The sequence below is a fragment of the Bacillus sp. JJ864 genome (assembly GCF_036963045.1).
In the GTDB taxonomy this organism is placed as follows: domain Bacteria; phylum Bacillota; class Bacilli; order Bacillales; family Bacillaceae_G; genus Bacillus_A; species Bacillus_A pseudomycoides_C.
The window spans coordinates 67866-83141 of record NZ_JBALLY010000044.1 but is presented as its reverse complement, the minus strand read 5'-3'; the positions used below and the strand labels follow the sequence as shown (position 1 = coordinate 83141).

Below are 15276 nucleotides of genomic sequence, written 5' to 3'. Positions count from 1 at the left end.
AGGGCTTTTTGTTAGTTATCTAAGTCAACTTACATAAGACTCATCAAAATACATCCAATCTTCAACGCCTTCTACATAACCTCTTGTTGCGTTGTCAGCATAATACATAAATCACATGCATATACAGTTTTTTTACCATAACGAGTAATCCAAAAGAAATCAGCTTTTACATTTTGCAATCCATAACAATTGTACATACGATGAGATACATAAAAACCTAGTTTTCCAGCATTCACTCACTCTTACCCCCTTCCAACTTATGAACAAAGTAGAGGTCCTTCCCTACATAACGTTGTGTTGTCGTTATGATGTTCAGTACTATGACCTTCTCCGACTCCCTCTTTGCAGTCCACCATTTCGTATTTGCTTATACGTTTCCTCTTTCCTTTCTTCAAAGAAAGGGCAAAGGAGGGTCTCCCCAGTTCCAGACACTGCTTTCTCAACATACCGTCCTCCTTATCCCGAGGGATTCTTCGATGCTGCGTTTCCAAGTTCTTCGCATCTTCCATGGTCTTCGCCTATTATCTCCGGGCTCGACTTCCCTTTGTCCTATTGCTAGGGTGCTCTTGACGAGGCGGCAAGGTTCACTTTATGTTACGGTCTGTTGATTCGCTCGCACTTCTATTAGAAGTTACTTTGTCACAGGGCTTCAACCTTAGGATTTCTTCACCAGCTGCCTGTCAGCTACTAGGCGACTTGGTTCTTACCTAGACCGGACTTTCACCGGTAAGCAGTGCCCAGCTTAGCTGGGCACGCAAATAAAAAATCCTTACTTTTTAGTAGACTTTGGTTTCAACTTCTCATTTTCTTCTCTTAATTTTTGGGTTTTCTACTTCTAACTCGATTACGCGAACCAAATAAATGTTTTTCTCTTATCTGGCTGCGTTTAGTTGTTCTTTCACAACTTTTGCGTACATTTCTGCGTTTGCTGTTATTTTCATTAATAATTACCTTTTCTATTTGATTTAACCTAGCAGCTGTTTTAATTGCATATTCTTTTAATGCAACCATGTTAATAGAAGTCATACCATACAACGCTCTTTGTTTGTTAGTTGATTTGGTGCAACATCTGCTATTACACCGTAATGAACTTCTATATCATTTGTGGTTGGTAATTCTTCGTTTTCTTTACAATTTGCACTCTCGCTGTACTCATTGGTATCAGTGTGAACATGACCATTACGTTTACACTCTTGGCATTCATAATTGTCACGCTTCTATTCTTTTATTTTGTATTCCTTCATCAATTACTACAACCACCTCACAATAAACTCTTGAATATACTCTTCATATATTGTATTATATAAATGTTAATATTTATTAAGCTGGTAAGTTATTACCAATCCTTTTTTTACATCTTTTCAACAAATCTTTTCCTTTGAACCTAGCTTCCCTAGGTTCTTTTTTTATGCAAAATAAAAAGAAGAGCACCTGTTTTCGCAAGCACTCCTCTTTGGGATTTGGATTACCAACTGTATATGTAGGTCCATGCTCGTGAACTTCATAAGACGGAGTGACTTTCATTTCTTTACGAATCATTCCAAATTGTCTATATACGTATACTTTCAGAGAACAGTTAGCTTTTTCTAGCTACTCTTTTTCACTTACATAAATTTACCAATATTATTTTCCAATATTTTATGTTAAATTAGATGGCGTGACTTTATCCATGTCACCATTGCAAATTTTTGCCCCATTAATATATGGGGTCTTTTTTTATTAAAGTTAAATTTTTTATTAATACCTTCTAATTTCTTTCTCAATAACCAAAATGGGATTTAATTACTATTTTGGCAATATAAAGATAACCCTAACGTTTCCATATTTTTCATTAGGACCTGTAGCACATTGCAGGTCCTAATTATTTCCTATTAAAGTAGCATTTTGGTTTAGTTTACAAATACATCATCATCTTTGCTTACTCAACCATATTTCCAACCGGCTTTCTCAATTGTTGTTCGTACAATCAATGTATCTTCGTTCCAACTACATTCGTTCTATACAATGAAGTCTTATCTGATTTTATCCCTATACCACTTCATTTTACTATCACAAGAAATGATTTTAAATTTCTTACTCATAATCTCATTCATCTCAACACCTCCTTCTTCTCTAAAAAAAGCACTTATAAAACGATGCTCCTCTTAATGCAAATTCATAATCCAATAATGTTTTTATAATCCACTTGTTCAATAAATTGTAAAATCCGTCTATAAAGTTAAAACAGGAATATATGTTAAAATTCTTTATAAAAAACACTTATCTATTCAAAATGTACCCTCTAAAAAGCTCTAGCTGTATGAAAGCTAGGGGTTTTCCCTGTTTGCTCTCCAAATACAACTTTCTATTCAAATAGCGCTTTTATATGAAATCCGTACACACTTTTGACACATCCGCTACCGTTATATCCTGAAAATTCGTGATAATATTAATTTGTTGAATATGCCAATTTTCGACATTGCACGACAATAATATCTCCCTTAGTGAATCCCTGTCCCCCAGGGGTTTTTCCTTTTATTCATTACTTTTTATTTCACTAAATTTTCATCCTGAACAACATTGTTATCAAAGTAACTGTGTTTTCCGCTCATCAACACGAGTTACTTTTCCATTTTAACTTTAGCTCTCTTAATATTAAATTCTCGATATCAAAGATTGTTAACTGCTTTGGCTGCTGCAATGCCTTCCTCAGCTTGTTTGATATAGTTCATCAACTGCAAATTAACATCTTAAGTCCATAAAAGTCCTTATTAATATCATAATTTATGCTGGTGTTTGAACTTATAGTTACTTTCGCATCTAAAATTATAAACTTGTAAAATATATAACAAAAAACACAGCTGTGAATCTACCACAGCCGTGCTGCTTATTCTTAATATTTCCCCTTCTTCTCCTTCTCCGCACGAACAAATTCATGAAACATCTTCATTAACGCCCGCTTCTCAATACGTGATACGTAGCTTCTTGATATACCAAGCGCCTTCGCAATCTCACGCTGCGTTTTCTCTTTCTCCATGCCAAGACCAAATCGATTCACAATCACTTCTTTTTCCCGTTCATCTAATATATCGATGTATTCTTTAATTTTCTCAAGCTCCATACTCAATTGAATCGTATCGATTACATCTTCTGACTCTGACTTTAAAATATCGATTAAGGAAATCTCATTCCCTTCCTTGTCCTGCCCAATCGGGTCATGAAGAGAAACATCCTTTTTCGTTTTCTTTAATACACGCAAATGCATTAAGATTTCATTTTCAATGCAACGAGCCGCATATGTTGCTAGTTTCGTTCCTTTTCCTTGCGAATAGCTTTCAATTGCCTTAATTAAGCCAATCGTGCCAATGGAAATTAAATCTTCAGCATCTTCTCCTGTATTTTCAAATTTCTTCACAATATGTGCCACAAGACGTAGATTATGCTCGATGAGGATATTTCTTGCGTGCGCATCACCTTGCTCCATAAGCTCTAAGTATTTCCTTTCCTCATCAGGCGACAACGGCTGTGGAAATGCATTATTTTTGACATACGATACGAAAACAAACATTTCACGAATCATATATCCAATTGCGGCGAACAGACTCAACCTCTTCACCCCCGCAAAAATAGTGGTCTTTACTATATGTATGTGGGCGAGTGGTTGTTTGTGTCTGTACAGCTTTATGGACAAAACGAAAAACATTCATTATTTAAATGCATTCGTTTCAAGCTTTCCACCAAATTGCTTTTCCCGTACTCGCATCTATATAGCGAATTTCTCGTCTATTGCTATAATCCCCATTATATTCTTTATTGTTTTCTGCCGTTGTTTGACTATAGATAAGTCGATACTGTGGAGGCTCTTGTTCACTTTCCTCAAACCACCTTAATTCTGCTCGAAGCGATTGACAATACCGCTCTAACGCTTGCTTTTCACTCACTTTCACTTCCTTGTCATAAGTGAGCAGCTTTTGAATAAGACTTTGCGGCGTACCACTATACGTTCTTATGTGGCCGGTTTCCCCATCTACAACGACGCGCACCAACTCACTTTCTATTCGAACACCATTTACATATACGTAAAAATGAAAGTGTCCTGGATCTTCTTCATCAGGATTATCTTGATTACTCCAAACGCGGAGATATTGTTCGTAATTTGGAAATACCTTTCCTAGAAATTGTAGCGCCTTTTCAAAACATTGTTCACGAGTTAATACAGGGTTTCCTCCGTGGTTTCCTCGTTCATAATATCCAAGCAACTCATTTGTTTCTTTATCCATTTTCACGATAATCGACGTTTCATACTGAAACATATGAAACTGTTTCTTCCAGTACGCATCGAAAGATTTGTCATTTTCTTCTGCATCCTCTTGTTTATCTGGTAACATCGCCCAAACAATTTTCTTCTCTGTTTCCCCTTCTTCTTCACGTACTTTCGTCATGACATTCTTATCAATATTCAATAACCGATTAATATTTTCTTCTAGTTGCGGTTTCTCACTTAAAGCTGGCAATTCTTTTGTTTCAATTACATAATGATTACGATCATGCCAGTCTTCTCCAGTATGTACATCAATAAAAGCGTGTGCAGGAATCGGTTCATATACAAGATAATAACCTTCTTCTATTTCGCCATCCTCCCATTCAAACAACGAATTCGAAAGCTGGATAAAAACAGGCTCCATACTCTGCCTTTGCTTCAACTGCTTTGTCACAACTTCTTTCTCTACAATAGAACTAGGCCACAGTGGTTTTTCTTTTATTCCATCATTTCTAAATTTCATAACATTCCCATCTACATCAACTACTACTACACAACCTGTTCGAGGCAACAAATACCCACTTACCTCCTGCTTATATTCAATAAAAAGACTCTCTTTTCTTTCACTTATATAAGTAGCGGTACATTCTTTATATGTATGCGGTGCATACTGCTGCAAGAATGCATCCGCAATGATTTTTCCTTGCTCTTTACTTATACTTAGCTGCCTTGAGGCACATTCTTTATGTATGGATAATTCTATTAACTCTCCTGTTTCTTTTCGGAAACAAACTTGAATGTATTCTTCAGGATTCTCCTGTTTCTCCCACCATAATAAATGAACATCTTCATTTACGTTTTCATCATCAACAACAAGTGTATAATCATGTGGAATTGCAACGATATGTGCTACTTGTTGCACTCTTTTCCTATCTACTTGATTCATCATATTCCCCCTATGGTAAAAAATACATCTATATCATATCACACAAAATTACCTTTATTTTGTATAAATAGGGTTCGTAGGAATTTATGAAATTGTGGCTGATTCTCTAAAAAGATCGTAATCCCTATCCAACAAAAAAACGACTAGAATCCCTAGTCGTTTACTTCGTTTCACGATGCAATGTTACTCGCTTTAATCGCGGACAATATTTTTTTAGTTCAATACGTTCTGGGTTATTTCGCTTGTTTTTCTTTGTAATATAATTGCGGTCACCGCATTCAGTGCAAGCTAATGTGATATTTACACGCATAAGTATGTGCCTCCTAAAAAATTCATTCTTCAACTTAAAACGTAATCATTACGATTTAAATCATAAACTATATCCTACACTTTGTCAATTCTATTAAAAAAACGAATTCTTTATTTCTTAAATGTTTTCTATATACTTGAATTGTAGTTTTATCACTTTTCCTAATTAGAGAGTAAAAGTACCTCAAAATCAAAGCGTATTGAAAATAATACAAAAAAGACAAAAAACTGAAACAATTAGTTCATACGAAATTCACATCAATCGATTAGTATAAGGAATATACAGAGTTTACATACAATAAATTCCATAAGAAAGGAGGGACATGTAATGAAAACACGTTATCGCTTTATGATCTCATCATTCGCAGCATGTGCGTATATGATTTGGTATTTAGTTTAAACAACCTTATTTTCCAAATAAGAAAAAGGTGTGTAGAAAATGGAGTATAACCAAACAACAGTTAATTACTGGAAAGCATTTGTATTACCTTATACATTTGCTCTTGAAGAACTGAAAACAAAATTCGAAATTATGAACCGGGAAGCTCAGTTTCTAGAAGACTACAACCCGTTTGAACATATAAAAACACGATTAAAACAACCAAAAAGTATTATTAAAAAGCTAGAACGAAAAAACTTAGCACCAACTGTCGAAAACGCCCAACATCAGTTATTCGATATTATCGGTATTCGAATTACATGTTGTTTCGTGGAGGATATTTATTATTTAAAAAAATTGATAGAAAAACGAACAGATATGGAAATCGTAGAAGTTAAAGATTATATTGAAACGCCAAAACCAAACGGCTATAAAAGTCTCCATATGATTATTAAGTATCCATTAGCATTAAATTCAGGAACACAAGATGTTTTTGCAGAAATTCAATTACGTACGTTAGCAATGGATTTCTGGGCAAGTTTAGAACATAAAATGTATTATAAATATGAAGGGAATATCCCTGAGTATTTAAAAAACGAATTACACGATGCTGCCATGAAAGCTGAAGAACTTGACAATAAGATGGCATCAATCCGTCAAGATATCGATGAAATTGAAGCGTGTTCTGAGCGCATTTTATTACCTGTGTAAAAGAAGTTCTCTATTTTAGAGAACTTCTTTTTATCCCTCTATTCATGGGCAGTCCCCCCCCACTGATGGAAGTTTCACTTTATCCCTCCCCAATCACACGCACGTCTTCTATCTTCCATACATCATTTTCTTTCCCTACGGTGTAACGCACTTTCTTTTGAACAGATTCTTCTTTCTCTTTTGTTTCTACAACAGCATACTCTCCTTCAAAATTTTTCACACTAAAATTCAATAGGTCGATTTTTTTATTCTTATTTTGAAATTCTGCTTCCTTTTGAACTTTTGTATCCTCTAATCCTAATGATTTCGTTGAAAATAGTGCCATATGTCCCGCAAAATCTTTCTCATTTATTGTTTGAATATAGGAATCTATTAACTTTTTAATTACTTGTTCTTCTTTCTCCGGTATAGGCTTTGTCATCTTTTTATTTTTCTCTTCTTTATAAACCGTTTCTTCCTTTTTCTTTGTATCTTTTTGCACTTGTTCTTGTGAGCTGCATCCGCATAATTGAAGACTTATGATTCCTACAATCCCCACCGTCTTTAGTATTCGTTTCATATCTCTCTCCTCCAAAATGAAAAAGAAAAAGCAAGGCAAAGAAGCCCCGCTTTTTCTCCATATTAGCGTCTACCTTTATTTGGGTCACCGCCGCCAATAATATCAAATACACGTTTTGCTAAGTTTGTATTTTCTTGAACGCCAGCAAATAAATATTTTCCTGGTCCAAATGCATATACACCAACATCTTCACCAGTGTGACCACCAGTTGTCCAACCTGTGTAAGTGCGTGTATTAAAGATCGCTTCAATTGCATTATCAATTTTTGTCACATCTTTTGACGGTGCAACATCATTTACCGACTTAATTTCTTCTGGTGTTAATTCTAAATCAATATACTTTTTCAATGTTTCTTCAACATTTTCCCCTTTAGCGATTTCAGCCGCCATAAAGTCAGGTGTACGTTTTGCTGCTTTAATTGGCTTTACATCAAAGTTGTACTCCCCTTTTGCTCCAAGAGAGAAACCGCCAGTAGAATGGTCAGCAGTTGCTACAACTAATGTATGTTTATCTTTTTTCGCAAACTCAATTGCTGCCTTAAACGCTCTTTCAAAGTCTTCCATTTCACTCATCGCTGCGACAACGTCATTATCATGACCAGCCCAGTCAATTTGGCTACCTTCTACCATTAAGAAGAAACCATTTTTGTTTTTATTTAAACGATCAATTGCTGCATTTGTCATTTCTTCTAAAGAAGGCGTTTTATCATTACGATCAATCATTTTATCGAAACCGCCTGGTGCAAATAAACCAAGAATTTGGTCACTCTTATCATTTAATAATTGCTGACGATCTGTTACATAGCTATAACCATCTTTTTTAAATTCTTCTGTAAGATTGCGATCTTTTCTTACAAAGTTATTTACACCGCCGCCAAGAAGAACGTCTACTTTATGCTTACCATTAATTTTTTCATCGAAGTAATCATTTCCAATTGCATCCATATTTTTTCGGCTAACATCATGTGCACCGAAAGCTGCTGGCGTTGCATGCGTAATTTCAGAAGTTGCAACTAAACCTGTAGATTTCCCTCGTTCTTTTGCTTGCTCTAGTACTGTCTTCACGTTTGTTTTATCATTATCCACCGCTATAGCTGCATTATATGTTTTAACCCCTGCTGACATTGCAGTAGCTGCAGAAGCTGAGTCTGTAATATTTTGATGCTCATCTTCTGGATATGTAACCTGTGTTCCTACAAGGTGTTTATCAAATTCCGTTTGTTCCATTTCAAATGTTTTTGGATTATCCTTCATATAACGATGCGCTGTCATATAAGAAGGTCCCATTCCATCTCCAATTAAGACAATGACATTTTTAATCTTTGCATCATTCTCTTTTTCATCCGCCTTAATAACATCTGAACGCGTCATATTCCATGTAACAACGGAAGTAAGTGCTAACGATGAAACAACTGCAAATGGCCATGCTTTCTTCATAAATTTTTTCACTTTATAAGTCCCCCTAAATTGTTAATTCAATTCCCTTTACCCAATGTAATGGAAAACTGTTAAGGTAAAATTAGAAAAATGTAAATGTTTTGTTAATTATTGGTGATTATCGTTACAATGTGCATTTCTTTGTCGCTTTATTTATTGAGCTAGCATTATTTTTTCATGTGAAACGGAATGTTTTGAATTCATATGCTAAAATGGATTAGCATATGGAAATTTAAGGGGGATAATATATGAAAGTAAGAATATTAAATAAATCTGATATTTCACAGCTATTATCTCTTTTTGATGCTGTAGGATGGTTACACGATATTTCGTTTATGAAGGAGCAATTCGAGACATTCCTTTCCGTCGGTACTTTATTTGGGCATGATAACGAAGGTCAGCTCGTCTCTTGTATTGCTGTTTTTCCATATAAAACAGGATTTACGTCTATTGGTATGCTTATTGTTCATCCAGATTTTCAGCGAAAAGGATTAGGACGCTCTTTACTAGACATTTGTATAAAAAATGCTCCGCCATTACAACCCGTTACACTCATTGCAACGGATGCTGGTAGGCCTTTATATCATGCATATGGGTTTAACACAGTGTCTTCTATTCATCGATTGGAACGAAATAGAACAACAACAAAACCAGGTTCCTTTGCTACTCGTACAATCACAAGTCAGGATCTTAACACGCTCATTCAATTCGATTACATAGCAAGCGGTGCTCATCGCCCTAACCTGGATTCAATTCTGTTACATAGAGCACACCTTACATTAAAAATAGAAAAAAATGATAGACTTGAAGCTTTCGCGTTATGTATTCGAAAAGGAGATACCCTATGTGTTACTCCCCTTATTGCTAACAATGAAGAGGATGCTTTGCATTTACTGCTATCCATATGTAACCAATGGAACGGAACTGTTCGTATTGATGTTCCACATACACAAAAAAGCTTTAGAGATAAACTGTTATCATTTGAGTTTGAAGAAACGCTGCTTTCTCCTTTCATGATCAAAAACGGAGAAAACCTCCCTGGTAAGCGCAATTTTATATTTGCTATGATGGATGCAGCACTATGCTAGAAAGGGGAAAACACTTTGAAACGATGGAAGCTTTACATGCTCAGCTGCTTTGTTCTCACAACATTAACGAGCTGCAGTACAATTGAAAAACAAACAAAACAAGCAACACAAGTAAAAGAAACAATTGAAACAAAACTAGAAACGAAAGAAAAAATGATTGAAATTGATGGACAAACTATTTACTTCAAACAAATCGGTAAAAATAAACCACCTCTACTTATGCTTCATGGATTTGGAGGTTCATCAAATGGATTTAGTGATATTTATCCCGATCTAGCAAAAAACCATACCGTTATCGCTGTCGATATTTTAGGTTTCGGCCATTCTTCAAAGCCGATGGATTTTCGTTATTCCTTTCCAAACCAAGCAAACTTATATTATAAATTAATGAAAAAATTAGGCTATGATACATTCGCTATATTAGGACACTCTATGGGCGGAGAAATTTCTTTAAATTTAACATACTTATACCCAGATGCAGTAACCCACCTTATTTTAACGGATGCAATAGGAGCAGAAACTTTACAACACGGGAAAGGATCTCCAAAACCAAAATTATCAAATGATTTAAGTACAGTCTCTACTCCGAAAGAATTTCGCGAAGAAGAGGTAAAGAATAATCGGGACGATACAGCACATCATGACGAGTTAGGCAAAATGTGGCCGCGTCGTTTACGCATTAACGTTGATGAAATCCAATTACCAACGTTACTTATTTGGGGAAGACATGATCAAAGCGTTGCCTGGCAAAAAGGCGAAACGTATCACCAATTCTTAAAAAACAGTACATTTCATATTATCGAAGAAGGCGAACATGCACCGTTTCGTCAACAGCCGAAAGAGTTTATGCAGTATGTTGATGAGTTTTTCAAGAAGTATCCTACTAAGCCATAATCTTTACAAAAAATTCCTAACGAAAGAAAGCTTATGATACAATCGGAAAGAAAGGAGGAGATGTATTGCTCAGAGCCAATAAAGATAATTCATATCAAAATGGATTGTATTTAAGCATTTATAACTTATGCTATATGCTTGGATCAGGTGCTCTATTAATTGGACTTGTTTGGATATTTAGTTTCATTGAAATAAAAGGTAGTTTCACTCTTCTATTTGGTCCGATTGTAATACTCTTCTTATTCCTATCAGGGATGGGTTACTTTATATTATGGATTCGATTATTAAGGAAATACCGCCAATATGTTACACAAAAACCAATTTGGAACATGTTTATTATCGGTTTAATTGGCGTAATTCCAAACCTCTTTTTTTTCGGCTACTTTATGAGTCTTCCAAACGATGACTCTTGTTTCGGTGCAGCCTTTTTAGGAACCTCCATTTTCTTTCTATCAGCAATTACAATGGTCATTCTTAGTTTATTTATAGCAAAATCACCACAAACTCGTTAGAAAGGGGTATCTCATGATGAGATACTCTTTTTATTTCCTACTATAATTGAATTTCATACACCCCTGTTTCCTCTAAAAAGTCTTCCCTCGTTAATACTTGTTTCATCACATATTGCCTATATGCCGTAATCGTTCCATCATGAGAAACAATTGTCACACGTGATATTTCTAACGTTTTACACCATTCTATGAAGCTACTAGCAGCTTTACAAAATGCAGACTCTGCAATCGTATTAATCCCATTTCTCCATAACTCTTCATTCCGTTCTTCTGCTAATAAAAATTGCGGAAATAATTGCTGAATGTTCTTTTGACTTAGCATTTTGTCACAAAGCAACGTTCTTGCGTCTTCTCGATATGGAAAAATACGAGGGGAAATATACGGATGAACAACTCTCCTACAAGTAACTTGCGCACTCCATAGCGCAGCTGTCTGTAATGTTCGGACCGTGGGACTTGCAATCAATATATCACTCTCACATAGAGGCAGTTTTTCTCGCAGCGCTAATGCCTGCTCTCTCCCTTTATCCGTAAGGGATGGATGCTCCATTTGCAAACTATCTGACAGATTGTTTGTATGCTCTCCTTCTCCGTGTCTGACAAAAATAAGCTTCATATAAAAACCCTTTCTATTTCATATTAAAATGAACGCTCTTCTTCACTTTATCCTTCTCCTCTTTACAAAAAAATCCTCTCTTTATGTAAAAGAGAGGATCAACGTATATATAAATTTAAGGGGGAAACATAGTAAGATAGTTCCATCCTTACAGGAGTTAAACATCTATACAACGAATGTAATACGTTACATAAAAATAGAAATGAGTGATAACAATGATTCGCGAAATTACAGAAGCAGATGCAGCTCCTTTTTTGAAACTATGTCAAACCATTGATCAAGAAACAGATTTTATGTTATTTGAGCCTAATGAGCGGAACTTTACGATTGAAAAGCAAAAATCTATGATTCAATCTCTTCTCTCTCCTCATAATTCAACACTTCTAGTAGCAGAGAAAGATGAGCAACTTGTTGGATATATAATTGCTCGCGGCGGAGCAGTAAAGCGAAAGCAACATGCTGCATATTTAGTCATTGGCGTACTTCAGCAATATGGCAGTCAAGGAATCGGTAAACAATTACTTCATGAAATTGAACAGTGGGCCCACACACAACAATTACTGCGTCTAGAATTAACAGTCATGTCTCATAATGAAAGAGCGATTGCGTTATATAAAAAGATGGGATTTGTTATGGAAGGTGAAGCAGTACATGGTGTAATTGTTGATGGGCAGCCGAGAAATGAATATTATATGGCGAAAATCTTATAAAAGACTTAGGTGACCTAAAATGAACTCTTTTTTACCGATACAACATGTTCCCAATCTCATTTCTCATAATAGTTTGCTACTTCGTCTATATTGTGAATCCATTTTCTCGCTTGTGAACTGTTTGTATCGGCAATCCACATATCAGCAGAGCATATCCATAGGAATTGATGTGTGTGCATTATAAAGTACGGATAATAATCTCCGTATCCTTTTGATGGGGTTGTTATTTGACGTTGCTTTGGATCATTGGACCACTTTGCTTCCTTTGCTCTGAAAATTGTAATCAAAGTATTATTATTCCAAATAAAATCCCAATCAACATAACCTTTTGGAGTGAAAGTAGTTTGCTTAAAAGTAGGAAGTTCTTTTAAGTTTAAATGTTTATTTTCGACGATAAAACGCCCTTCTCCTTCTATGTATGCAAGAATATTTTTTGACGGGACCCATTTCCCAAGAAACAGTATTACAATTTTTATCATCCCTATCGGATTTCCGATAAGGATTTTTTCTGTTTATGCCAAAAGAAATATTAAACAATTCGGAATCTTATGATAAAATTAAAAGCGCTTACATTATTTTGAAAGGAGTAACGCGTATACAATATGTAACATCTTATTTTTTCATTTAAAAGGAGGATGTATATATGACAAAAAAAACAGAAATTCCATCACATTTAAAACCGTATGTATCAAAGCAGCATTACGATCAATACACACCAGTTGATCATGCTGTATGGCGCTACATTATGAGACAAAATCATAACTTTTTAAAAGACGTTGCACATCCAGCTTATGTAAATGGATTGCAATCTTCCGGGATTAACATAGATGCCATTCCAAAGGTAGAAGAAATGAATGATTGTTTAGCACCGAGCGGTTGGGGCGCTGTGACAATTGACGGATTGATTCCTGGTGTAGCATTCTTTGATTTCCAAGGGCACGGGCTTCTGCCCATTGCGACAGATATTCGCAAAGTGGAAAATATTGAGTATACACCGGCTCCGGATATCGTTCACGAAGCAGCTGGTCACGCCCCTATTTTACTCGACCCTACATATGCAAAGTACGTGAAATTGTTTGGGAAGATTGGAGCAAAAGCTTTCTCTACAAAAGAAGAACACGAATTATTTGAAGCAATTCGCCAATTAACAATTGTAAAAGAAAGCCGCACATCTACACCAGAAGAGATTATGGCAGTGGAAAAAGAAGTAGCAGAAAAACAAAAACATATTTCCGGTCTCTCAGAAGCAGAACAAATTTCACGTCTATTCTGGTGGACAGTAGAATATGGGCTAATTGGCGATCTACAAAATCCGAAAATTTACGGTGCTGGTCTCCTTTCCTCTGTTGGTGAAAGTAAGCATTGTTTAACTGACGCAGTCAAAAAAGTACCTTTCTCTATTGAAGCATGTATTCAAACTACTTACGATGTAACGAAAATGCAGCCACAACTCTTTGTTTGTCAGTCGTTTGAAGAGCTTATTGATTCACTTGAAGCATTCTCAGAAACGATGGCATTCAAACTAGGCGGTACAAAGAGTTTAGATAAAGCGCTCCGCTCTGAAAACACAGCAACAGTCGAGCTAAACAGCGGATTGCAAATTACAGGAACGCTCGCTAAAATCGTAAAAGATGAAAACGGCGAAGCAATTTATATGAAAACAAATAGCCAAACGGCATTAGCAATTCACAATACACAGTTGCAAAATCATTCTACATCTGTACATCAAGACGGCTTCGGTACACCAATTGGCTTATTACAAAATGATATCGCATTAGAATCTTGTACGGATGAAGAATTACGTGCATTAGGAATCGTTATTGGTAATAAGGCTGAGCTTGTGTTTAAAAGTGGTGTACATGTATCTGGAGTAGTAAGCGATATAATTAGAAATAAGGAAAAAGTCGCTGTTATTTCGTTTACAAATTGTACAGTAACGCTGAAAGACCGCTTATTATTCGATACATCATGGGGTACATTTGACATGGCAGTTGGTTCGGCTATTATTTCTGTATTCCCCGGGGCAGCAGATCCAGCAGCATTCTTCCGGGTGGATGACGAAGAAGAAGCAACACCTGCACCGCGTATTCAGTCAGAATTAGAAAACATGTACGAAACAGTTCGTAACATTCGGGGTGACGGTTCACATACAGAACAGCTTGTCGCGATTTATCACGTACTAGAACGATTTTATAAACAAGAGTGGTTACTGCGCCTTGAGATTTTAGAGTTGTTAGTTGAACATAAAGCGGAGATTCCAGAACGTGCAACATTGTTCCAACAACTTTCTTCCTTTACAGATAATGAAGCCGTGCAGCGTTTAATCAATAATGGACTTACATTACTTCCAATAAAGGATGTGAAAAATAATGCAAAGACTAACTAATGAAGAAGTACAAGAAGAGTTAATGAAGTTAGATAAATGGACAATAAAAGACGAAAAATGGATTGAACGCAAATACATGTTCTCCGACTACTTAAAAGGTGTCGAATTTGTTTCTGAAGCGGCCAAACTATCAGAAGAACGCAATCACCATCCATTTATCCTGATCCAGTATAAAGCGGTTATTATTACATTGTCATCATGGAATGCAAAAGGATTAACAACACTCGATTTTGAAATGGCAAAGCAGTTTGATGAGATGTTTTTACAGAACGAAAAAGCGATAGTACGATAATTTACAGTGAACCAGACAGAAACTTTTCTGCTGGTTCCTTTTATGTAGCAAAACATTATAGGAGGCACATCATTGAAAAAACTTATTCTCGGTGCATTTATTGGCTAGCTAATCATTGGTTTCTTCACAGACAATTACAATTCGAGTAACTTATTTCTTTTCATACTAGGTGCAAATGCTGGTTATCAGATTGGAAAG

Annotated in this window: 15 protein-coding genes and 4 pseudogenes; 7 read left to right on the top strand and 12 right to left on the bottom strand. The window is 35.7% G+C overall.

The genetic code is table 11. The features are described from left to right. Positions 1-71 precede the first annotated feature (71 nt). The 8 genes and pseudogenes from V7024_RS08570 to rpmG form a co-directional block, all read right to left on the bottom strand. A complete protein-coding gene (locus V7024_RS08570; protein ID WP_438824453.1) occupies positions 72-236 on the bottom strand; it encodes a hypothetical protein in 165 nt (54 codons plus the stop codon). 577 nt (positions 237-813) lie between these two features. Further along, on the bottom strand, positions 814-1026 hold the full coding sequence (locus V7024_RS08565; RefSeq protein ID WP_335518306.1) for a hypothetical protein: 213 nt from the start codon (positions 1024-1026) through the stop codon (positions 814-816). A 98-nt stretch (positions 1027-1124) separates the two neighbouring features. Continuing rightward, positions 1125-1217: pseudogene (locus V7024_RS08560) on the bottom strand (HNH endonuclease); the annotation flags it as partial. A 244-nt stretch (positions 1218-1461) separates the two neighbouring features. Next, a pseudogene (locus tag V7024_RS08555) lies at positions 1462-1563 on the bottom strand (ArpU family phage packaging/lysis transcriptional regulator); the annotation flags it as partial. 1088 nt (positions 1564-2651) lie between these two features. Next, positions 2652-2729 (bottom strand): annotated as a pseudogene (locus V7024_RS08550) (sporulation sigma factor-processing peptidase); the annotation flags it as partial. A gap of 143 nt (positions 2730-2872) precedes the next feature. Continuing rightward, on the bottom strand, positions 2873-3586 hold the full coding sequence (gene sigK / locus V7024_RS08545; protein WP_098915032.1) for an RNA polymerase sporulation sigma factor SigK: 714 nt from the start codon (positions 3584-3586) through the stop codon (positions 2873-2875). A gap of 118 nt (positions 3587-3704) precedes the next feature. Next, a complete protein-coding gene (locus V7024_RS08540) occupies positions 3705-5186 on the bottom strand; it encodes a YcdB/YcdC domain-containing protein (protein ID WP_335518304.1) in 1482 nt (493 codons plus the stop codon). Positions 5187-5346: 160 nt separating this feature from the next. Beyond that, positions 5347-5496 (bottom strand): 50S ribosomal protein L33, encoded by a 150-nt coding sequence (gene rpmG, locus V7024_RS08535; protein ID WP_001265619.1) that lies wholly within the window; start codon positions 5494-5496, stop codon positions 5347-5349. Positions 5497-5934: 438 nt separating this feature from the next. Between rpmG and V7024_RS08530 the strand changes: the two genes are divergently transcribed. Then, the gene (locus V7024_RS08530; RefSeq protein ID WP_335518301.1) at positions 5935-6585 is read left to right on the top strand and encodes a GTP pyrophosphokinase; all 651 of its coding nucleotides are present in this window, start codon (positions 5935-5937) and stop codon (positions 6583-6585) included. A 79-nt stretch (positions 6586-6664) separates the two neighbouring features. Here V7024_RS08530 and V7024_RS08525 read toward each other — a convergent pair whose 3' ends face one another. Both V7024_RS08525 and V7024_RS08520 read right to left on the bottom strand, forming a co-directional pair. Beyond that, positions 6665-7144 carry a hypothetical protein gene (locus V7024_RS08525; protein ID WP_335518299.1) on the bottom strand — a complete coding sequence of 160 codons (480 nt, stop codon included), beginning with the start codon at positions 7142-7144 and terminating at the stop codon, positions 6665-6667. 62 nt (positions 7145-7206) lie between these two features. Then, positions 7207-8592: an alkaline phosphatase gene (locus V7024_RS08520; RefSeq protein WP_335518296.1), complete on the bottom strand. Its 1386-nt coding sequence runs from the start codon at positions 8590-8592 to the stop codon at positions 7207-7209. A 236-nt stretch (positions 8593-8828) separates the two neighbouring features. Between V7024_RS08520 and V7024_RS08515 the strand changes: the two genes are divergently transcribed. The 3 genes from V7024_RS08515 (at position 8829) to V7024_RS08505 (ending at position 11074) form a co-directional block, all read left to right on the top strand. Beyond that, on the top strand, positions 8829-9668 hold the full coding sequence (locus V7024_RS08515; RefSeq protein WP_335518293.1) for a GNAT family N-acetyltransferase: 840 nt from the start codon (positions 8829-8831) through the stop codon (positions 9666-9668). A gap of 15 nt (positions 9669-9683) precedes the next feature. Continuing rightward, on the top strand, positions 9684-10562 hold the full coding sequence (locus tag V7024_RS08510) for an alpha/beta fold hydrolase (RefSeq protein WP_335518290.1): 879 nt from the start codon (positions 9684-9686) through the stop codon (positions 10560-10562). A 65-nt stretch (positions 10563-10627) separates the two neighbouring features. Beyond that, positions 10628-11074: a hypothetical protein gene (locus tag V7024_RS08505; RefSeq protein ID WP_335518287.1), complete on the top strand. Its 447-nt coding sequence runs from the start codon at positions 10628-10630 to the stop codon at positions 11072-11074. A 40-nt stretch (positions 11075-11114) separates the two neighbouring features. Here the strand turns inward: V7024_RS08505 and V7024_RS08500 are convergent, their stop codons facing one another. After that, the gene (locus tag V7024_RS08500) at positions 11115-11690 is read right to left on the bottom strand and encodes a histidine phosphatase family protein (RefSeq protein ID WP_335518285.1); all 576 of its coding nucleotides are present in this window, start codon (positions 11688-11690) and stop codon (positions 11115-11117) included. Between the two features lie 215 nt (positions 11691-11905). Between V7024_RS08500 and V7024_RS08495 the strand changes: the two genes are divergently transcribed. After that, positions 11906-12400 carry a GNAT family N-acetyltransferase gene (locus V7024_RS08495; protein WP_335518282.1) on the top strand — a complete coding sequence of 165 codons (495 nt, stop codon included), beginning with the start codon at positions 11906-11908 and terminating at the stop codon, positions 12398-12400. Between the two features lie 56 nt (positions 12401-12456). Here the strand turns inward: V7024_RS08495 and V7024_RS08490 are convergent. Further along, positions 12457-12849 (bottom strand): annotated as a pseudogene (locus V7024_RS08490) (translocation protein TolB); the annotation flags it as partial. A 194-nt stretch (positions 12850-13043) separates the two neighbouring features. On the opposite strand from V7024_RS08490, the gene V7024_RS08485 reads away from it, so the two are divergent. Beyond that, positions 13044-14786, top strand: coding sequence for an aromatic amino acid hydroxylase (locus V7024_RS08485; RefSeq protein WP_335518276.1), 1743 nt, complete (start codon positions 13044-13046; stop codon positions 14784-14786). After that, the gene (locus V7024_RS08480) at positions 14767-15078 is read left to right on the top strand and encodes a 4a-hydroxytetrahydrobiopterin dehydratase (RefSeq protein WP_272186996.1); all 312 of its coding nucleotides are present in this window, start codon (positions 14767-14769) and stop codon (positions 15076-15078) included. Before V7024_RS08485 ends, V7024_RS08480 begins: the two co-directional genes overlap by 20 nt. Positions 15079-15276 lie beyond the last annotated feature (198 nt).